This is a genomic window from Micromonospora sp. NPDC047465, from assembly GCF_040643125.1.
In the GTDB taxonomy this organism is placed as follows: Bacteria; Actinomycetota; Actinomycetes; order Mycobacteriales; family Micromonosporaceae; genus Micromonospora.
The window spans coordinates 88,656-106,912 of the sequence record NZ_JBEYTP010000020.1 but is presented as its reverse complement, the minus strand read 5'-3'; the positions used below and the strand labels follow the sequence as shown (position 1 = coordinate 106,912).

Sequence of the window (18,257 nt, the reverse complement as noted above, 5' to 3'; positions counted from 1 at the left end):
GGACGGCGGGCGTCGGGTGGCCGGTGCCGACCGCCGGCGCGGACGACCACGGCCGGCGGCGGTGTCAGTGGCCGGCGAGGACGAAGATGACGGCCACCCAGACGGCGGCGAGGGTGAAGCCCAGCGGGGCGACGTAGCGGCTCATGGACGGCTCCGGGTGGCGACTGGACGGTCCGCGAGCGGGGAGCGGACCGCAGGGGTGGATCAGGACGCGCACACAGAAGTCGTGACCGGGGGCGGCTCCCGGCGGGGCACGGCGCGGTCACCCGGCGCGAGGCCGGAGACCAGGCGGGTGCGGGGAGCGAAGCTGGGTCAGCTCACCTGCTGAGTCGTGGCTCAGCGGGGCTGACGGACGGCCCGGCCACGACTCGGAGGATCGCTATCTCGCACAGCGATCACCTCCTACGGTCGGCGGGGCCCGGAACGCGGACCGCGACGGCCCGCAAACGCGGATGATCGTACACCGGCCGGCGTCCGCTGCCGCACTCGGCCCATCGGCTGCGGTCGACCGCCCGACCGGCTCGGGCCGTCGCCGTCGCCGCCCCCACGCGGGGGCGGCGAGTGTCCGCCGACGGTCCGCCCGCAGGGCTCCACCGGGCGAACCCGCTCCCGGCGGCCCCCGGCGCGACGCGGCCGGGGGACGGGCGATCCGCGCGTCGTGACCCGGCCTGACGTGCCCGCCGTTAGCGCTTACCTGCCGGTAACGCCTAGGCTCCGACCGACCGGGAGATCACTGAGCAGAGGGGGACCCGTGGCCCGTACCGTCCTGGTGACCGGCGGCAACCGGGGGATCGGCCTGGCGATCGCGCAGGCCTTCGCCAAGCAGGGCGACCGGGTGGCGGTGACCCACCGCAGCGGCGACGCCCCCGAGGGGCTGTTCGGGGTGCGCTGCGACGTCACCGACTCCGACTCGGTCGACGCGGCCTTCACCGCCATCGAGGCCGAGCTGGGGCCGGTCGAGGTGCTGGTCGCCAACGCCGGCATCACCGACGACACGCTGCTGATGCGCATGTCGGAGGAGCAGTTCACCCGCGTGCTGGACACCAACCTGACCGGCGCGTTCCGGTGCGCCAAGCGCGCCTCGACCAAGATGCTCCGCGCGAAGTGGGGCCGGATGATCTTCATCTCCTCGGTGGTCGGCCTCTACGGCGGCCCCGGCCAGGTCAACTACGCGGCGAGCAAGGCCGGACTGGTCGGCGTGGCCCGCTCCATCACCCGCGAGCTGGGCAGCCGCAACATCACCGCCAACGTGGTCGCGCCCGGCTACGTCGAGACCGACATGACCGCCGCGCTGCCCGAGGACCGCAAGACCGAGTACCGCAAGGTCATCCCCGCCGGCCGCTTCGCGCAGCCGGACGAGGTCGCGGGCGCGGTCACCTGGCTGGCCGGGGACGCCGCTGGCTACATCTCCGGCGCCGTCATCCCCGTCGACGGCGGCCTCGGCATGGGTCACTGACAGCGGTCACTGAAGAACTACGGAGGAATCCCTGCATGTCCGGACTGCTCGCCGGTAAGCGGCTGCTCGTCACCGGCGTCATCACCGACGCCTCGATCGCCTTCTCGGTGGCGAAGCTCGCCCAGGAGAACGGGGCGCAGGTCGTGCTCACCGGCTACGGCCGGCTGTCCCTGGTCGAGCGGATCGCCAAGCGGCTGCCCGCGCCGGCGCCGGTGATCGAGTTGGACGTGACCAACGCCGAGCACCTCGCGGGGCTCGCCGACCGGGTGCGCGAGCACGTCGACGGCCTGGACGGGGTGGTGCACTCGATCGGCTTCGCCCCGCAGAGCTGCCTCGGCGGCGGCTTCCTCGACGCGCCCTGGGAGGACGTGGCGACCGCGCTCCAGGTCTCCACGTACTCCTACAAGTCGCTGGCCATGGCGGCGCTGCCGCTGATGTCCGCCGGCGGCGCGGTGGTCGGCCTGACCTTCGACGCGACCAAGGCGTGGCCCGTCTACGACTGGATGGGCGTGGCCAAGGCCGGGCTGGAGTCGGCCTCCCGCTACCTGGCGCTGCACCTGGGCAAGCAGGGCATCCGCAGCAACCTGGTCGCCGCCGGGCCGCTGCGCACCATCGCCGCCAAGTCGATCCCGGGCTTCGAGCAGTTCGAGGACGCCTGGACCGAGCGCGCGCCGCTGGGCTGGAGCCTCACCGACCAGGAGCCGGCCGCCCGGGCCTGCCTGGCGCTGCTGTCCGACTGGTTCCCGGCCACCACCGGCGAGATCGTCCACGTCGACGGCGGCTACCACGCCATCGGCGCCTGAGGCGCGAGGAAGGGTCCCCGCGGTCGCCTTCCGTACGGCAGGGGCCCCTTCCTCGCGGGCAGGGCGAGGGGCCCTTGCCCGGCGGGGACCGCCGACCGGGAAGAATGGCCCCATGGCGTACGACGCGGTGGTCCTGGTGTCCTTCGGCGGGCCGGAGCGGCCCGAGGACGTGATGCCGTTCCTGCAGAACGTGACCCGGGGGCGGGGCGTGCCGCCGGAACGGCTGGCGGAGGTCGCCGAGCACTACCAGCACTTCGGCGGCGTCTCCCCGATCAACCAGCAGTGCCGCGAACTGCTCGCGGCGATCCGGGAGGACTTCGCCGCCCACGGCGTCGACCTGCCCGTCTACTGGGGCAACCGGAACTGGGATCCGATGCTCGCCGACACCGTGGCGCGGATGCGCGACGACGGCGTCCGGCACGCCCTGGCGTTCGTCACCAGCGCCCTCGGCGGCTACTCCTCCTGCCGCCAGTACCAGGACGACATTGCCGCCGCCCGGGCGGCGGTCGGCCCGGACGCCCCGCTGATCGACAAGATCCGCCAGTTCTGGGACCATCCCGGGTTCGTCGAGCCGCACGTCGACGCGGTACGGGCGGCGCTGGCGCAGCTCGACCCGGCGAAGCGGGACAGCACCCGGCTGGTGTTCACCGCCCACTCGATCCCGAACTCGATGGCCGCCACCGCCGGCCCCCACGGCGGCCGGTACGAGGCGCAGCTCGCCGAGGTGGCCCGGCTGGTGCACGCGGCGGCCGCCCCGGACCTGCCCTGGGACCTGGTCTGGCAGAGCCGCTCCGGCCCGCCGCACGTGCCGTGGCTGGAGCCGGACGTGAACGACCACCTCGGCACGCTGGCCGAGGCCGGCACCACCGGCGTGGTGGTCAGCCCGATCGGGTTCGTCTCCGACCACCTGGAGGTGGTGTGGGACCTCGACACCGAGGCGCGCCAGACGGCCAAGCAGCTCGGCCTGGACTTCGTCCGGGCCGCCACCCCGGGCACGGACCCGCGGTTCGTGGCGATGGTCCGCGAGCTGGTCCGGGAGCGGACCGAGCCGGACGGGGTGACCCTGCGCCGCCGACTCGGTGACCTGCCGATGTGGGACACCTGCCCGACGGTGTGCTGCGTCCCCGCCCGCCGTCCCGTCGCCCCGACCCCGGGGCGGCCCGGCTCCTGACCGCCGCCGCCCCCGACCTCGGCGGCCCGACTCGTGACGGCCGCCGACCACCCCGGAATCCCGACTCCTGACCGCCGCGCCGGCTCCGCCGGCGGCCCCGACACCCCTGGAACGAGTGACGATGCAGGACCGCAAGCCGGTGGAGAGCTGGCTGACCGACATGGACGGCGTGCTGGTGCACGAGGGCCAGCCCGTGCCCGGCGCGCCGGAGTTCGTCTCCCGGCTGCGCGCCTCGGGCAAGCCGTTCCTGGTGCTCACGAACAACTCGATCTACACGCCGCGGGACCTGCAGGCCCGGCTGAGCCGGATGGGCCTCGACGTGCCCGAGCACGCCATCTGGTCGTCCGCGCTGGCCACCGCCCAGTTCCTGGCCGACCAGCGACCGGACGGCACCGCGTACGTGATCGGGGAGGCCGGGCTGACCACGGCGCTGCACGCGGTGGGCTACGTGCTGACCGACTACGCGCCGGACTACGTGGTGCTGGGGGAGACCCGCACCTACAGCTTCGAGGCGATCACCAAGGCCGTCCGGCTGATCAACGACGGGGCCCGGTTCATCTGCACGAACCCCGACGTGACCGGGCCGTCGGTGGAGGGCGCGCTGCCGGCCGCCGGTTCGGTCGCCGCGATGATCTCGAAGGCGACGGGGGTGGAGCCGTACTTCGTCGGCAAGCCCAACCCGATGATGATGCGCTCGGCGCTGAACACGATCAACGCGCACTCCGAGACGACCGCCATGATCGGCGACCGGATGGACACCGACATCCTCTGCGGGCTGGAGGCCGGCCTGGAGACGATCCTGGTGCTGACCGGGATCAGCAGCCGCGCCGAGGCGGAGCGCTACCCGTACCGCCCGTCGCGGATCGTCAACTCGGTGGCCGACCTGGTCGACGAGGTCTGACGCGCGGCCGCCGCGCGCCGGCCGCCGGCCACCCGCCCGCAGCGGTACGCCCGCCCGCCGTCAGGGGCGCAGCGGGGCGTTGCAGGCGGCCACCAGGGCCTGCCGGCAGGCGGTGGTCAGCGGGCGCAGCGCGGCGTCGCGCTGCTGGGCCTCGTAGTTGTTGATCGCGCCGCCGGGCGCGGCGTGCCCGGCCAGGGCGAGCACCCGGTCGAGCACGGCGGCCCGGGCGAAGAGCCGCCGGGCGCGCGGGTCGAACCCGGGCGGCAGGTCGGTGGCGCCGTTGGGTCGGCGCAGTTCCTCCAGTGCCCCGGCCAGCTCGGGTCGCCACTGGGCGACGTCCAGCCGGGTCAGCGCGGCGGTGGTGTGGTGCAGGGCCGCCGCCAGTTCCGCCTCGGCCTCGGCCGCGCCGGGCAGCGCGAGCGACGCGGCCGGGGCGTCGGCCGGCAGCGGGTAGACCCGCCAGAGCACCGTCTCGAAGGTGTCGCCGGAGCCGGACGTGTGCGTGCGCACGTGCGGGATCAGGCCGAGGCTGCCCGCGACGACCGCCTCGCCGGCCAGCAGCGCCGCGCCGGCGAAGTCGCCCGGGCCGGGCAGCCCGCGCGGATCGCCCGGTGCGGGCAGCACCAGGCGGATCTCGTCCGGCGAGAGCTTCGCCAGGGTGGGCAGCGCCTGCGGCAGCGGGACGTCGGTCCAGGTGCCGGGCGCGTCCGCGACCAGGTGCTCCTCGTCGCCGGCGATGGCCTCGGCGACCTCGTCGAAGGGCACCAGCCCGGCGCGCCACGCGCGCACCCAGGCAACGAACCGGCTGGACCGGCGCGGCGCGAGAGTGGCCGCGCCCGCTGCGGGGGTGGACATGCCGAAAGGGTACGTGGTCATCGCCGCCCCTGTCTCGACTGCCGCTCCGCCCGTCCCATGCCTCTCGATCATGTGGTGGTGTGGGCGTAACGCCGAACCGTGCGGCGTGTGCGGGCGCCACGGCGACGTGATCGGCGTGCCGGGGGCGTCGCGGCGTGTCGGGTGCGGGCGTGGAGGCGGGCGGTTAGCGTGATCTCCATGGGGCGGCGGTATGCGGACGACGTGCTGGCGGGGGACTGGCGGCGACGGAAGGTCACCCCCGAGGTGGACGCCGAACCGGACCTCGTGGTCGAGGACGCCGACTCCGGCTTCTGCGGCGCGGTGGTCGGCTTCGAGGCCGGCGCGGTGGTGCTGGAGGACCGGCACGGCCGGCGGCGCAACTTCCCGCTGCTGCCGGCGGCGTTCCTGCTCGACGGGGAGCCGGTGACGCTGCGCCGGCCGACCCGCGCCCCCGTCCCGGCGGCCCGCCGGCGCACCGCCTCCGGCTCGATCGCGGTGGACGGGGTCCGCGCCCAGGTCGCCAAGGCCAGCCGGATCTGGGTGGAGGGCATCCACGACGCGGCCCTGGTCGAGCGGATCTGGGGCGACGACCTGCGGATCGAGGGCGTGGTGGTGGAACCGCTGGACGGCATCGACGCCCTCGACGCCGAGGTGCGCGCGTTCGCCCCCGGCCCGGGTCGCCGCCTCGGTGTGCTGGTCGACCACCTGGTACCCGGCTCCAAGGAGAGCCGGATCGTGGCGAGGGTGACCTCGCCGCACGTGCTGGTCACCGGCCACCCGTACGTCGACGTGTGGCAGGCGGTCAAGCCGGCGGCGCTGGGCATCCGGGCGTGGCCCGTGGTGCCGCCGGGGCAGCCGTGGAAGGAGGGGGTCTGCGCCGCGCTCGGGGTCGCCGAGCCGGCCGACATGTGGCGGCACATCCTGTCCCGGGTGGACAGCTTCGCCGACGTGGAGACCCCGCTGATCAACGCGATGGAACGCCTGATCGACTTCGTCACCGAGCCGGCCTGAGCGTGGTTGTCGCCGGGGCCGGGGTCAGGGCTCCTGGTCGGGCGTGCGGGTGAAGACGAAGGTGGCGATGTCCAGCGCCACCGCCCGCCCCGCCTCGTCGCGCAGCACGGCGAGGATCTCGCCGTTCTCCGGGCCGGAGCGGCCCCGCCAGCGGTCCGGTCCCTCCGGGGCGAAACAGCTCATCCGCTCCCCGCGTACGTGCGCCATCAGGCCGCCCGTGGCGGCGTCCCAGGTCAGGTCGAGGGGCACCCCCATCCACCACCAGCGGCCGGCGATCTCGACGGTTCCGGCGGGCGGGGCGGCGGCGCTCGGCCGCCAGGGCCGCGGCAGCGCCGGCTCGGCGTCCAGCACGGCGGTGAGGATCCGCTGCGCGAGCCCGCCGATCCCGCCGGTGCGGAAGCCGTACGAGTTGGCGAAGCCGATCACGGCCGTGCGGGACGGGCGGTGCACGGTCAGGGCGGCCACGTAGCCGGGCATCGAACCGCCGTGCCCCACGTACACCCGCTCGCCCTCCCGGTAGAGCTCCAGCCCCAGGCCGTGCCCGCCGGTCCACGAGTCGAGGTCGCTGATCACCACGGGGGCGCACATCTCGGTCAGCGTCTCCGCCGCCAGCACCTCGGGCGCCGGGTCGGCCAGGAAGGCCGCCCACCGGGCCAGGTCCTCGGCGGTCGACCAGAGCTGCCCGGCCGGGGCCATCGCCCCCGTGTCGGTGCGCGGCTCCTCCCGCAGCGTGTCGTGCCACGGGTGCACCACGTAGCCGCGGGCGAACGGCTCCGTCGCCGCGTACGTCGTCCGGCGCATGCCGAGCGGCGCCAGGACGCGCTGGCGGAGCAGCTCGGCCCACGGCGTGCCGGTGGTCCGCTCCAGCACCCCGCCGAGCAGCCCGTACGCCAGGTTGGAGTAGTGGTAGGACCGGTGCGCGGGGTAGGCGATCTTCTCGGCGGTGACCCCGGCCACCAGGGTCTCCAGGTCGACGCCCTCGGCGCGTTCCCACCACGGCCCCTCCGGCTCGCGTTGCAGGCCGCTGGCGTGGCCGAGCAACTGCCGCAGCGTGAGCGTGCCGACGGCGGTGCCGGGCAGGTGCTTCTCCAGCGGGTCGTCCAGGGCCAGCCGGCCGGCGTCGCGCTCCTGCATGACCAGGGTCGCGGTCATGGTCTTGCTGATCGACCCGACCCGGTACTGCAGGTCGCCGTCCGGGCGCGGGTGCTCGCCGGCGGTGGCGAGGTGCGCCAGCGCGCCGTCGCGTACCACGCCGATCACCAGGGACGGCGTCCGGCCGGCGGACTGCGCCTCGGCGACGAGGGTGTCGACGTGGCGGACGGTGTCGGGCAGCAGGGACACGGGGGCTCCTCCCTCCGGGCCCGGTGGGGCGGGCCGCTGACGTGCCGCCGAGCTTACTGATCTTCGCGGGTGGGCCGCGCGTGCATTGTCATGTCACGATCGTGGGGTGGACGCCGTGCTGTGGATCGTGCTGGGTGTGGTGCTGGCCGTCGCCGAGATCTTCACGACGACGCTTTTCCTGATCATGTTCGCGGCCGGGGCCTTCGCCGCCGCCGGTGCCGCGGCGCTCGGCGCGCCGGTGGGTGTGCAGGCGATCGTCTTCGCCGGGGTGTCGGCGCTGACGGTGCTGGGCGTACGCCCGACGCTGCGCAGGCACCAACGCTCCGCCCTGGAGAGCGGCGAGCAGCCCTTCGGCGTGGAGGCGATCGAGGGCAGCACGGCGCTGGTGCTGGAGCGGATCGACGCCGGGCAGGGCATGGTCAAGATCGACGGCGAGCTGTGGCAGGCCCGGTCCTACGACGCCAGCCAGGTCTTCGCCCCCGGTGAGCGGGTGCAGGTGATCCAGGTCCGGGGCGCCACCGCCCTGGTCTGGCGGGACGACGTTTCCCCCTCCGACGAGCTACCCGAAGCGAAAAGGTGAGTACATGGAACTCGTGATCCCGGTCCTGTTGATGGCCGTGGCGCTGATCGGGGTGATCACCCTGGCCAAGGCGGTGCGGATCGTGCCGCAGCAGCGCCAGGACGTGGTCGAGCGGCTGGGTCGGTACAAGCGCACCCTGAACCCGGGGCTGAACCTCCTGGTCCCGTTCATCGACGCGGTCCGCACCAAGGTCGACATGCGCGAGCAGGTGGTCAGCTTCCCGCCGCAGCCGGTGATCACCTCCGACAACCTGGTGGTCTCGATCGACACGGTGCTCTACTTCAAGGTCGTCGACTCGGTCCGCGCCACGTACGAGATCTCGAACTTCCTCCAGGCCATCGAGCAGCTCACCGTCACGACGCTGCGCAACGTTATCGGCTCGCTGGACCTGGAGCGGGCACTGACCAGCCGCGAGGAGATCAACCGGCACCTCTCCGGCGTGCTGGACGAGACCACCGGCCGGTGGGGCATCAAGGTCACCCGGGTGGAGATCAAGGCCATCGAGCCGCCGCCGAGCATCCGGGACTCGATGGAGAAGCAGATGCGCGCCGAGCGGGACCGCCGGGCGGCGATCCTGAACGCCGAGGGGCACAAGCAGTCGCAGATCCTCACGGCCGAGGGCGAGAAGCAGGCCGCGGTGCTGCGCGCCGACGGTGACCGCCAGGCGCGGATCCTCCAGGCCGAGGGCCAGGCCAAGGCGATCCGGACGGTGTTCGACGCGATCCACCAGGCCAACCCGAGCCAGAAGGTGCTCGCCTACCAGTACCTCCAGGCGCTGCCGCAGATCGCCAACGGCACCGCGAACAAGGTCTGGATCGTCCCGGCCGAGCTGACCAAGGCCCTCGAGGGGATGGGCGGCGCGCTCGGCGGGCTGAGCCGGATGGTCGGCGACGAGCCGGCGCCGGAGGCGGCCGACGGCGCGAGCGAGGTGGAGCGCGAGGCGGCCGCGGCGGCGCAGGCCGCGGCGGCCGCCGCCCAGCAGATCCACGACGAGGTACGCGTCGCCGAGGCGCAGGCCACCGGCGGCAAGCCGCAGGGGCTGCCGGCGCCGGAGCCGGTCTCGCCGGCGAGCCTGCTGAACGACCCGGCCGACCAGCGCGAACGGGGCTGAGCGGCGCGGGCCGACGTGCCCGGAGAAATGTGAGAAGTGCTCATGGGGCGCTCCGGCGCCTGCCACCATCGGTTCTAGGACGGGTGGTGACCAGGCATCGGGGCGCCCCGGCGCGTCCCGCACCGCTCGCGGACGAGCGAGGTGACGCATGAAGGATCCGGCGAAGCGGGTGTGGTCCTCGGCCCCGGTACCGGGCGCGCACGACCCCACCGGGCCGCTCGGCAGCCGGCGTACCGGCGGGGGGTTCGGGGTGCTGCCGTTCGTCGGGGAGCCGACGCCGGCCGGGCCGGCCACCAACGCCAGCTGGGCCTGGTCGCTGCGCCGGTTCGCCCGGGCCGCGGTGTGGCTGCTCCCCGCGTACGCCGTGCTCTACGGCGTCGTGGCGATGGCCAGCGACGGCGGGGTGGGCAACGACCCGTACCCGGCCGACGGCCGGCCGCTCTACCTGGTGGGCTGGGTGGCGTCGGTCTGGCTCGGGCTGCTCGCCCTGCTGGCGCTGACCGGGCTGCTGGCCGCGACGCGTAGCCGCCGGGTCGCCGTCGCCGGCCTGCTGGTGTCCATCGCCGGCACGGTGCTCATGCTGCCCTTCGCGGGCCTGGCGGAGCAGACCCCGGTCTTCGGCGCCACCGCCCGCGGGCTCGTGCTCGTCGGCGCCACCTGCTACACCCTGGGCTGGCTGCTGACCGGCTGGTCGGTGGCCCGGTCCGGGGCGTTCAGCATCGGCGACGGCACGATGCTGATGATCGCCGCCCCGCTGCTCGGCCTCGGCGGCGCGTTGATCGGCTCGTTGCAGACCTTCGGTGCGATCTTCGTGCTGATCGCCGGCATCGGCATCGCCTACCGCTCCGGGCGCCTGGTGCCCCGGGACATCGCGCGCGACGCCGCCAGCGCCAGCCTCGCCACCGCCGCGCCGACCGGCCCGGGCCCGAACGGCCCGCTGGCCACCGGCTGAGCCCCTCGCCGGCCGCCCTGGCCGTCCCCGGCGCGGCTCCGGCCGGCGGGACGCACGGGGCGGCGGGGGACGCCGGGGCCGTTGTGATGGGAAGTCGCTGGCAGCGGGGGGTGAAGTTGCTGACAGGAGGGCCGCGGGGGTGGTCGGTTGGCGGCTTTCACGGCAATCCTGGGGACCATGGCCCCACCCCGCTCGCCGCTGTCGCGGCTGTTCACCGTGCTGCTCGCCGGCGTGCTCGCCGGCCTCGTCCTGGCGGTCGCCGCGCTGCCGGGCAACCTGCTGCTCGGGTTGGGCGCCAAGGCGGCCCTGGGTTCGTACGCCGCGCTGCCCGAGGCGCTGCGCACCCCGGCCACACCACAACGCTCCTACCTCTACGCCAACGACGGCAAGACGCTCATCACCACGTTCTACGACGTCAACCGCACCGACGTCGGGCTGGACGAGATCGCCCCGGTGATGCGGCAGGCGATCGTCGCGGCCGAGGACCGGCGGTTCTACGACCACAGCGGCGCCGATCTGCGCGGCCTGCTCCGGGCGCTGGTGGCGAACGTGTCCGGCGGCGGCACCGCGCAGGGCGGCTCGACGCTGACCATGCAGTACGTCCGCAACGTGCTCAAGACCGACCCGGGCCGCACGGCCGAGGAGCGCGCCGCGGCCACCGAGCAGACCATCGGGCGCAAGATCCAGGAGATCCGGTACGCCACGGCGCTGGAGCAGCGCCTGAGCAAGGACGAGATCCTCAACCGCTACCTGAACATCGCGTACTTCGGCTCCGGGGCGTACGGCATCGCGGCGGCCAGCCAGCGCTACTTCGCCAAGGCCCCGGCGGACCTGACCCTCGGCGAGGCGGCCCTGCTCGCCGGCCTGGTGCAGTCGCCGGAGGCGTACAGCCCGATCGACGGCGACGCGGACGCCGCGCTGGAGCGCCGGGGCTACGTGCTGGACGCGATGGTCGAGACCGGGGCGATCACCGCCGACCAGGCGGCGCGGGCCAAGACCGAGAAGCTGGCGCTCAAGCCCACCGCGCAGCCCAACGGCTGCACCGCCGTCGCCGAGGGCCACGACGACTGGGGCTTCTTCTGCGACTACCTGCGGCAGTGGTGGCTCGCCCAGCCGGCGTTCGGCGAGAGCGTCGAGGAGCGCGAGCAGGCGCTGCGCCGGGGCGGCTACACCGTGGTGACCTCGCTGGACCCGCAGGTCCAGGCCACCGCGCAGAAGCAGGCCACCAGTGTCTACGGGTACGGCAACAAGCGCGCCCTGCCCATCGCCGCCGTCGAGCCGGGCACCGGCCGGGTCCTCGCCATGGCGGTCAACCGGCACTACAGCCTCGACGCGAACCCGGACGGGCAGCCCAACCACCCGAACACCGTCAACCCCCTGATCTCCGGCGGCGACAGCGTCGACGGGTACCAGGCTGGCTCGACGTTCAAGCTGTTCACCATGCTCGCCGCGCTGGAGGCCGGCAAGCCTCTCGCGACCGGCTTCGACGCGCCCAGCCGGCTGCCCACCCGGTACGCGGCCGAGGGCGAGGGGAGCTGCGAGGGCCGGTGGTGCCCGGCCAACGCCAACCCCGAGTGGATGGACGGGTACCGCATGATGTGGGACGGCTTCGGCCGCTCGGTGAACACGTACTTCGTCTGGCTGGCCGAGCAGGTCGGGCAGGAGAAGGTGGTGGAGATGGCGCAGCGCCTCGGCATCACCTTCCGGGCCGACGCGGACGCCGCCTTCGCCGAGGAGGACGCCGCCAACTGGGGCTCGTTCACCCTCGGCGTGGCCGCCACCACACCGCTCGACCTGGCCAACGCGTACGCCACCGTGGCCGCCGAGGGGACGTACTGCACGCCGCTGCCGGTGGTCTCCGTGACCGCCCCCGACGGCGAGCGGGTGCCGGTCGGCGACCCGTCCTGCCGCCGGGTGCTCGACGCCGACGTGGCCCGGGCCGCCACCGACGCGGCGCGCTGCCCGGTGGGCCAGCAGTCCGCGTTCGGGCAGTGCAACGGCGGCACGGCCACCTCGGTGAACCGGATCCTCGACGGCCGCCCGGTCGCCGGCAAGACCGGAAGCTCGGAGCGGAACGCGACGGAGACGTTCGTCGGCTTCACCCCGCAGGTGGCGGTCGCCGGCATCGCCGCCAACCCGGACGACCCGACCGACTCGGTGGGCGCCGCGGTGCAGGCCAAGGTGATCGACGCGGTCGCCCGGGTCATCGTCACCGCCGTCGACGGGCAGCCGGAGAAGACCTTCGCGGCCCCCAGCCGCGAGCTCGTCGGCGACCCGCGCCGCCCGGTGGAGCGCCGCCCGGCCGAGGAACGGCGGCCCTCCGACGAGCGGCGGCCCTCCGACGAGCGGCGGCCCTCCGACGAGCAGCGGCCCTCCGACGAGCAGCGCCTCTCCGACCTGCGACGCTGGCTCCAGGGCCGGGGCTGACGCCCGCAGCGCGGTCAGTCTGCCTCGACGGGGCGGTCAGTCGGAGCGGGCGACGGTCGTCCGCACCGCCGGGTCGAGGACCGTGCGCACCACCCGGTCGAGGGTGGCGCGGACCTCGGCCGGCCCGCCGTCCGCGTCCACGACGGTGAACGTGCCGAACTCCGGCAGCGCCCGGTAGCCGGCGTCCAGCTCGCGCAGGTAGGGCAACTCCTCGGTGTCGATGCCCCGGGCCAGCACCCGCTGCTGCGCCCGCTCGGGCGAGACCGCCAGGAAGCAGACCAGGCTCGGCGGCGGGAAGATCCCGTACGCCAGGCGGACCAGCCGCCCGCCCCGGTCGCGGCGGACCCGCATCACCACGTACTGGCACCAGGACCACCGGTCCATCACCGCCGTCCGGCCCGTCAGCCGGGACACCAGCACCGCCCGGGCGATCGCGAGCCAGCGTACGGTCGCCTCCAGCGCCGCATAGCCGGTGCGGCCGAACAGGTGCGGGCCGTCCCGGCGGCCCAGGGCGCGAGCGAGCCGGTTCCACAGCGGCCGGCCGCCGGCGTTCTCGAAGTAGGTGGCCGGCACTCCCGCCGCGCGGAGCCGGCCGGCCAGCGCCTTCGCCTGGGTGGTCTTCCCGGCCCCGTCGATGCCGACCAGGGCGATGATCATCGGGCGCACGAGCGGCACGTTAGCGGCGGCGGGCAACCCGACAAAAAATTCTGGAGAAATTCGGCCGGAGCTGTCGGATCCGGCGACGCCGCTCCGACCACCTGGCGAGAGCGCCCACGACGGGCGTCCGACGCCAGGAGGAACAGTTTCATGCGGAAGATCGTCTACGGGGTGCACCAGTCGCTCGACGGGTTCATCGAGGGGCCGAACGGCGAGTTCGACTGGCCGGAGATGGGTCCGGAGCTGTCCGCGTACTCGCTGGAGCAGTGCGACCGGTCCGGCGCCTTCCTCTACGGTCGCAAGGTCTGGGAGTTCATGGCCGCCTACTGGCCGCAGGCGGAGTCGATCTCCGACCACCCGCACGACCTCGCCTTCGTGCCCATCTGGCGGCGGACGCCGAAGGTGGTGGTCTCGCGTACGCTCACCGAGGCCGACCACGGCGCCCAGGTGGTCGGCGGCGGCGACCTCGGCAAGGAGGTCACCGCGCTCAAGGAGCAGCCGGGCGGCGACCTGCTGCTCAACGGCGGTGCCGACGCCGCCGCCGCGCTGACCGAACTCGGCCTGATCGACGAGTACCAGATCTTTGTGCACCCGGTGGTGCTCGGCGGCGGCAAGCCGGTCTTCTCGGTCACCGGGCGGCTGAACCTCCGTCTCGTGGAGTCGCGGACCTTCGACGGCCGGTCCGTGCTGCTGCGGTACCACCGGGCCGGCTGAGGCGGCCTGCTGCTCCTTCCGTCGGTCGTGGTCCGCGCGTCCGGCAGAATCGTGCGGTGCCCATCCACCAGATCACCGACCCCGACGACGAGCGGATCGCCGACTACCGCGCGCTGACCGACGTCGAGCTGCGCACGCGCTGGGAGCCACCCCACGGCCTGTTCATCGCCGAGGGTGAGCTGGTGCTGCGCCGGGCGCTGCGGGCCGGCTACCCGGCGCGGTCGTACCTGGTGGACGCCAAGCGGGTCGACCAGCTCGCCGACCTGGACACCGGCGACGCCCCCGTCTACGCGGCCACCCCGGACGTGCTGCAACGGGCCACCGGCTTCCACGTGCACCGGGGGGTGCTGGCGTCGTTCCGGCGCAAGCCCCTGCCGGCCGCCGCCGAGGTGCTCGCCGCCGCCCGCCGGGTGGTGATCCTCGAGGACGTCAACAATCACACGAACCTGGGGGCCATCTTCCGAGCGGTCGCCGCGCTCGGTGTGGACGCCGTGCTGCTCTCCCCGACCTGCGCCGATCCGCTCTACCGGCGCAGTGTCCGGGTCAGCATGGGGGAGGTCTTCGCGATCCCGTACGCGAAACTGGATCCCTGGCCCGACGCGCTCGCCGACGTCCGCGCGGCCGGCTTCACGGTGCTGGCGATGACCCCCGCGCCGGACGCGGTGCCGATCCAGCGGCTCGACGCGGCGCAGCGGGCCCGCTCGGCCCTGCTGCTCGGCGCCGAGGGGGCGGGGTTGACCCGGGCGGCGATGGACGCCAGCGACGCGCGGGTGGTGATCCCGATGCGCCGCGGCGTGGACTCGCTCAACGTCGCCGCCGCCACCGCCGTGGCCTGCTGGGAGTTGGGCCGCGACGACCCGTGGTGAGGGCGGCGAGCCGCCCCGTCATCTGCCCCGGGCGGACTGTCGAGAATCGGCGTAACCGACGGTAGCGTGTCGCCCGTGTTCCCTACCGTCCGTGAGGTCCTCGCGCTGGACCCCGTCCGCCACGGCGCTCCTCGCCTGGTCGCCGGGGACGCCGGCCTCGACCGCCCGGTGCGCTGGGTGCACGTGGCGGAGGTGCCCGACATCGCCACCCTGCTCGGCGGCGGCGAGCTGGTGCTCACCACCGGCATCGGGCTGCCCGCCGACGACGCCGGGCTGCGCGCCTTCGTCGGCGACCTGGCCGACGTCGGGGTCTCCGGCCTGGTCGTCGAGCTGGGCCGCCGGTACGTCAGCGGGGTGCCCCGGGTGATGGCGGCCGTCGCCGAGCGGCGCGGGCTGCCGCTGGTGGAGCTGCGGCGGGCCACCCCGTTCGTGCGGATCACCGAGGCGGTGCACGCGCTGATCGTCGACGCGCAGCTCACCGAGCTGCGGGCGACCGAGGAGATCCACCAGCGTTTCACCGAGCTGTCGGTGGAGGGCGCCGGCCCCGGTGAGGTGGTCCGGCAGGCCGCCGAACTGTCCGGCTGCCCCGTGGTGCTGGAGAACCTCTCCCGGCAGGTGCTCGCGTACGACCCGGCGGGGGAGAGCGCCGAGCTGCTGCTGGACGGCTGGGAACAGCACTCCCGCCGGATCCGGCCGGCGGGGCGGACCGCGTACGACGCGGACAGCGGCTGGCTGGTGACCACCGTCGGCGCCCGGGGGCACGACTGGGGGCGGCTGCTGCTGCGGTGGCCGGGCGGGGGCGACCTGGCCGCCGGCCGGCGGGTGCTCGACCCGGCGGCCGAGGGCGGGGTGGGCGTCGCCGGTGCCCCGCCGGCCGGACCGCCCACCCGGCTGACCATCCTGGTCGAACGCGCCGCCTCGACGCTGGCGTTGGGTCGGCTGATCCGGCGCGACGCCGAGGGACTGGAACGGCAGATCCACCGGACGCTGCTCACCGCCCTGCTCGACCACTCCCGCCCGGTCGACGAGGTGGCCCTGCGGGCCCGGGCGCTCGGCGTGGTGCTGGAGCGGCGGCATCTCGTCGGCGTGGTGGTCCGGCACCGGGCCGACGACCCGGCGGGGGAGGGCGGCCCGGCCGGCGAGGCCGGACCCCCGGGGGACCCGGGCGCGGTCGACCCGGAGTCGGGTCCGGTGCGGCTGCGCGACCTCGCCGAGGCCGTCGGCCAGGCGCTGCACGAGGCGAAGCTGACCGGGCTGACCAGCGCCGTCGACGACCATGCCGTCGGCGTGCTGCTCGCCCTGCCCGACCCGGCCGCGGAGGAGCGGGCGTTGGCCGCGTTCGCCGCCGCGCTGCGCCGGGGCCGCTCCGACACCGCCGCGCCGACCGACCGGGTCGGTGTCGCCGCGTTCGGACGCCTCGACGGCCCGCTTCGGGACGTCCCGGGCAACGGCGCGGCCCGGCCGTCGTCGGGTGGCGCGGTGCTGATCGCGGCCGGCTCCGGGGTGGGCAGCCTGCGGGAGGCGCGCCGGTCGCTGATCGAGGCCCGGCAGGTCGCCGACGCCGCCCGGCGGGACCGGCGGGACCTGCCGATCTTCCGGTTGCCGCACGTCGGGTTGGCCGGGCTGCTGCACCTGCTGCGCGACGAGCCCCGGGTGCAGACCTTCGTCGAGCGGGAGCTGGGCGCCCTGCTGACGTACGACGCGCAGCACCCCCGGGAGCACCTGCTCGGCACCCTGCGGGCGTACCTGGAGCAGGGCCGGAACAAGTCGGCGGCGGCCGCCGCGGCGCACCTGTCCCGGCCGGCGTTCTACGAGCGGCTGGCCCGGATCGGCCGCGTGCTCGACGTCGACCTCGACTCGGTCGAGGCCTGTCTCTCCCTGCACGTCGCCCTGCTGGCCCTGGACGCCATCCGTACCCCCTGACGGTCACCGCCGACCACGCTGTTGAGCATGAAGTTGTCGCGCTCCGCCTCGGCGTGTCGCGGCATCAACGTCATGGTCAACGGGTGTGGCCCCGGGCCGGGAGAGTCAGGTGAGGGCGGTGAGGGCCTTGGCGTACGGCGGGGGGACGTGGTTCGGGCCGCCCGGGGTGAAGACGTCGGAGTTGGCGGCGGCCGACCAGGCCGTGGCCGGGACCGCGTCGACGAGGGCGCGGACGACCGGGGCGTCGCGCCACTCGTCCTGCTCGGCGAGCAGGCTCAACGCCACCACCGACTCCTCCACCTCGCCGACGCACTCGAACGGCTTGTGCCCGTCCACGCCCAGCAGCTCCCGGTAGCCGGGCACCTGCGCGGGGTCGGCGAGCAGGTCGCCGCCGAAGATGTGGGTGATCCGCTCGCGCGACATGAACGGCGCCATGGCCAGGAAGACGAACCGGCACTTCGGGCAGTCGCGGCACCAGCGCTCGCTGGCGTCGCGCAGCTTGAACGCGGCGTTGCAACTGGTCACCACGTCGTCGTAGCGGTCGATCTCGGCGAACAGCCGGGCGATGTGTAGCTCGGACAGCGAGCGCAGCAGCGAGAAGTACGGCTCGGTCAGCCCGGCGTGCTCGGCCAGCGCCGCCCGCAGCAGCCCTTCCGCCTCCACGCCCTTGGACCACTGGTGGTTGATCTCGTGGCCGTTCCAGACCAGGTTCGGGTCCGACGCCGACCGCTCGTTGGACATCACCACGGGGCCCAGCCCGTGCAGCACCGCGGTGGCGACCGCGATCAGCGAGTTGATCGCGGTGACCGGGATGTGGCCGTTGAGCGCCCCGGCGGCGTTCAGCTCGAACAGCACCGGGTCGATGCGCCGCCGGGCGGCGAGCGGGGTGAGCCCGGACGCCTCGTTCACCGAGACGATCACGTGGTTGGGGTTGACCGAGAACGGCACCGGGTCGAACCCGGCCCGACGCAGCGCCTCCAGGCTGACGATCGAGTCCTTTCCGCCGCCCACGGCCGAGAGCGGACGCCGGTCGGAGTCGTCGTACACCCGGGCCGGGGAGACCGTGCCGGCCGGCACCTCCGGGCGCAGCTCCAGCACGTGCGGCAGCTGGTTGCGGTACGCGTACTCCGCGAGGCCCTTGGTGTAGATGGCGGTGACCAGCTCGGCGGCGGCCGCGCCCAGCGGCGCCGGCAGCACCACGCGGGGCGGCGCGGCGGCCTTGTAGTAGCTGACCCCGGCGACCACGTGCAGCAGCTCCAGGACCCGGCCGAGGGCCGCCACGGTCTCGTCCGACGGCGGCGCGTCGGGCAACGGAAGGGTGATCACCTCGGTGAACCGCTGCTCGCCGTCGGGGCCGGTGAGGGCGTAGTCGAACAGGACCTCCCCGGTGGAGAGATCGATCGAGTAGGACGGGAAGGTGAAGGCGTCCATCCGCCGGAGCTGCTCGTTGGGCACACGCCATACTAGGCCCTGGTTCGTCCGGCCGTGT

The 18,257-nt window shown here is 74.4% G+C and carries 17 protein-coding genes; 12 read left to right on the top strand and 5 right to left on the bottom strand.

Annotation, left to right across the window (positions count from 1 at the left end):
- Positions 1–64 precede the first annotated feature (64 nt).
- Positions 65–217, bottom strand: coding sequence for a hypothetical protein (locus ABZ793_RS19540; RefSeq protein ID WP_350711404.1), 153 nt, complete (start codon positions 215–217; stop codon positions 65–67).
- Positions 218–751: 534 nt separating this feature from the next.
- Between ABZ793_RS19540 and ABZ793_RS19535 the strand changes: the two genes are divergently transcribed.
- The 4 genes from ABZ793_RS19535 (at position 752) to ABZ793_RS19520 (ending at position 4,331) form a co-directional block, all read left to right on the top strand.
- Entirely contained in the window at positions 752–1,456 is a 705-nt protein-coding gene (locus ABZ793_RS19535; protein WP_350711402.1) for a beta-ketoacyl-ACP reductase, read from the top strand.
- Between the two features lie 35 nt (positions 1,457–1,491).
- Positions 1,492–2,259: an enoyl-ACP reductase FabI gene (gene fabI, locus ABZ793_RS19530; protein WP_357459009.1), complete on the top strand. Its 768-nt coding sequence runs from the start codon at positions 1,492–1,494 to the stop codon at positions 2,257–2,259.
- A 112-nt stretch (positions 2,260–2,371) separates the two neighbouring features.
- On the top strand, positions 2,372–3,430 hold the full coding sequence (locus ABZ793_RS19525; RefSeq protein ID WP_357459007.1) for a ferrochelatase: 1,059 nt from the start codon (positions 2,372–2,374) through the stop codon (positions 3,428–3,430).
- Between the two features lie 121 nt (positions 3,431–3,551).
- Positions 3,552–4,331: an HAD-IIA family hydrolase gene (locus ABZ793_RS19520; protein WP_350711397.1), complete on the top strand. Its 780-nt coding sequence runs from the start codon at positions 3,552–3,554 to the stop codon at positions 4,329–4,331.
- 60 nt (positions 4,332–4,391) lie between these two features.
- Here ABZ793_RS19520 and ABZ793_RS19515 read toward each other — a convergent pair whose 3' ends face one another.
- On the bottom strand, positions 4,392–5,186 hold the full coding sequence (locus tag ABZ793_RS19515) for a hypothetical protein (protein ID WP_357459003.1): 795 nt from the start codon (positions 5,184–5,186) through the stop codon (positions 4,392–4,394).
- Positions 5,187–5,384: 198 nt separating this feature from the next.
- Between ABZ793_RS19515 and ABZ793_RS19510 the strand changes: the two genes are divergently transcribed.
- Complete coding sequence (locus tag ABZ793_RS19510) at positions 5,385–6,197, top strand: DUF3097 domain-containing protein (protein WP_357459000.1); 813 nt, start codon at positions 5,385–5,387, stop codon at positions 6,195–6,197.
- 24 nt (positions 6,198–6,221) lie between these two features.
- Here the strand turns inward: ABZ793_RS19510 and ABZ793_RS19505 are convergent, their stop codons facing one another.
- Positions 6,222–7,538 (bottom strand): serine hydrolase domain-containing protein, encoded by a 1,317-nt coding sequence (locus ABZ793_RS19505; protein ID WP_357458998.1) that lies wholly within the window; start codon positions 7,536–7,538, stop codon positions 6,222–6,224.
- A gap of 106 nt (positions 7,539–7,644) precedes the next feature.
- Between ABZ793_RS19505 and ABZ793_RS19500 the strand changes: the two genes are divergently transcribed.
- The 4 genes from ABZ793_RS19500 (at position 7,645) to ABZ793_RS19485 (ending at position 12,608) form a co-directional block, all read left to right on the top strand.
- Complete coding sequence (locus tag ABZ793_RS19500) at positions 7,645–8,118, top strand: NfeD family protein (protein WP_357458995.1); 474 nt, start codon at positions 7,645–7,647, stop codon at positions 8,116–8,118.
- A gap of 4 nt (positions 8,119–8,122) precedes the next feature.
- The gene (locus ABZ793_RS19495) at positions 8,123–9,229 is read left to right on the top strand and encodes an SPFH domain-containing protein (RefSeq protein ID WP_357458993.1); all 1,107 of its coding nucleotides are present in this window, start codon (positions 8,123–8,125) and stop codon (positions 9,227–9,229) included.
- A 148-nt stretch (positions 9,230–9,377) separates the two neighbouring features.
- Positions 9,378–10,181, top strand: coding sequence for a hypothetical protein (locus ABZ793_RS19490; RefSeq protein ID WP_357458990.1), 804 nt, complete (start codon positions 9,378–9,380; stop codon positions 10,179–10,181).
- A gap of 177 nt (positions 10,182–10,358) precedes the next feature.
- Positions 10,359–12,608: a transglycosylase domain-containing protein gene (locus ABZ793_RS19485; RefSeq protein ID WP_357458987.1), complete on the top strand. Its 2,250-nt coding sequence runs from the start codon at positions 10,359–10,361 to the stop codon at positions 12,606–12,608.
- A gap of 36 nt (positions 12,609–12,644) precedes the next feature.
- Here ABZ793_RS19485 and ABZ793_RS19480 read toward each other — a convergent pair whose 3' ends face one another.
- Positions 12,645–13,265 carry a thymidylate kinase gene (locus ABZ793_RS19480; protein ID WP_357459056.1) on the bottom strand — a complete coding sequence of 207 codons (621 nt, stop codon included), beginning with the start codon at positions 13,263–13,265 and terminating at the stop codon, positions 12,645–12,647.
- Between the two features lie 150 nt (positions 13,266–13,415).
- Between ABZ793_RS19480 and ABZ793_RS19475 the strand changes: the two genes are divergently transcribed.
- From ABZ793_RS19475 to ABZ793_RS19465, 3 genes are all read left to right on the top strand, one after another.
- Entirely contained in the window at positions 13,416–13,979 is a 564-nt protein-coding gene (locus tag ABZ793_RS19475) for a dihydrofolate reductase family protein (protein ID WP_357458984.1), read from the top strand.
- Complete coding sequence (locus ABZ793_RS19470; protein ID WP_357459053.1) at positions 13,976–14,845, top strand: RNA methyltransferase; 870 nt, start codon at positions 13,976–13,978, stop codon at positions 14,843–14,845. Before ABZ793_RS19475 ends, ABZ793_RS19470 begins: the two co-directional genes overlap by 4 nt.
- Before the next feature lie 66 nt (positions 14,846–14,911).
- The gene (locus tag ABZ793_RS19465) at positions 14,912–16,768 is read left to right on the top strand and encodes a PucR family transcriptional regulator (protein ID WP_357458982.1); all 1,857 of its coding nucleotides are present in this window, start codon (positions 14,912–14,914) and stop codon (positions 16,766–16,768) included.
- Between the two features lie 105 nt (positions 16,769–16,873).
- Here ABZ793_RS19465 and ABZ793_RS19460 read toward each other — a convergent pair whose 3' ends face one another.
- On the bottom strand, positions 16,874–18,223 hold the full coding sequence (locus ABZ793_RS19460; RefSeq protein WP_350711374.1) for a hypothetical protein: 1,350 nt from the start codon (positions 18,221–18,223) through the stop codon (positions 16,874–16,876).
- Positions 18,224–18,257 lie beyond the last annotated feature (34 nt).

What these genes read in the sequence shown, in the direction of transcription:
- fabI (WP_357459009.1), top strand. Translation starts at nt 1,492, where the DNA reads ATGTCCGGACTGCTCGCCGGTAAGCGGCTGCTCGTCACCGGCGTCATC.
- ABZ793_RS19525 (WP_357459007.1), top strand. Translation starts at nt 2,372, where the DNA reads ATGGCGTACGACGCGGTGGTCCTGGTGTCCTTCGGCGGGCCGGAGCGG.
- ABZ793_RS19520 (WP_350711397.1), top strand. Translation starts at nt 3,552, where the DNA reads ATGCAGGACCGCAAGCCGGTGGAGAGCTGGCTGACCGACATGGACGGC.
- ABZ793_RS19515 (WP_357459003.1), bottom strand. Translation starts at nt 5,186, where the DNA reads ATGTCCACCCCCGCAGCGGGCGCGGCCACTCTCGCGCCGCGCCGGTCC.
- ABZ793_RS19510 (WP_357459000.1), top strand. Translation starts at nt 5,385, where the DNA reads ATGGGGCGGCGGTATGCGGACGACGTGCTGGCGGGGGACTGGCGGCGA.
- ABZ793_RS19495 (WP_357458993.1), top strand. Translation starts at nt 8,123, where the DNA reads ATGGAACTCGTGATCCCGGTCCTGTTGATGGCCGTGGCGCTGATCGGG.
- ABZ793_RS19490 (WP_357458990.1), top strand. Translation starts at nt 9,378, where the DNA reads ATGAAGGATCCGGCGAAGCGGGTGTGGTCCTCGGCCCCGGTACCGGGC.
- ABZ793_RS19485 (WP_357458987.1), top strand. Translation starts at nt 10,359, where the DNA reads ATGGCCCCACCCCGCTCGCCGCTGTCGCGGCTGTTCACCGTGCTGCTC.
- ABZ793_RS19480 (WP_357459056.1), bottom strand. Translation starts at nt 13,265, where the DNA reads ATGATCATCGCCCTGGTCGGCATCGACGGGGCCGGGAAGACCACCCAG.
- ABZ793_RS19475 (WP_357458984.1), top strand. Translation starts at nt 13,416, where the DNA reads ATGCGGAAGATCGTCTACGGGGTGCACCAGTCGCTCGACGGGTTCATC.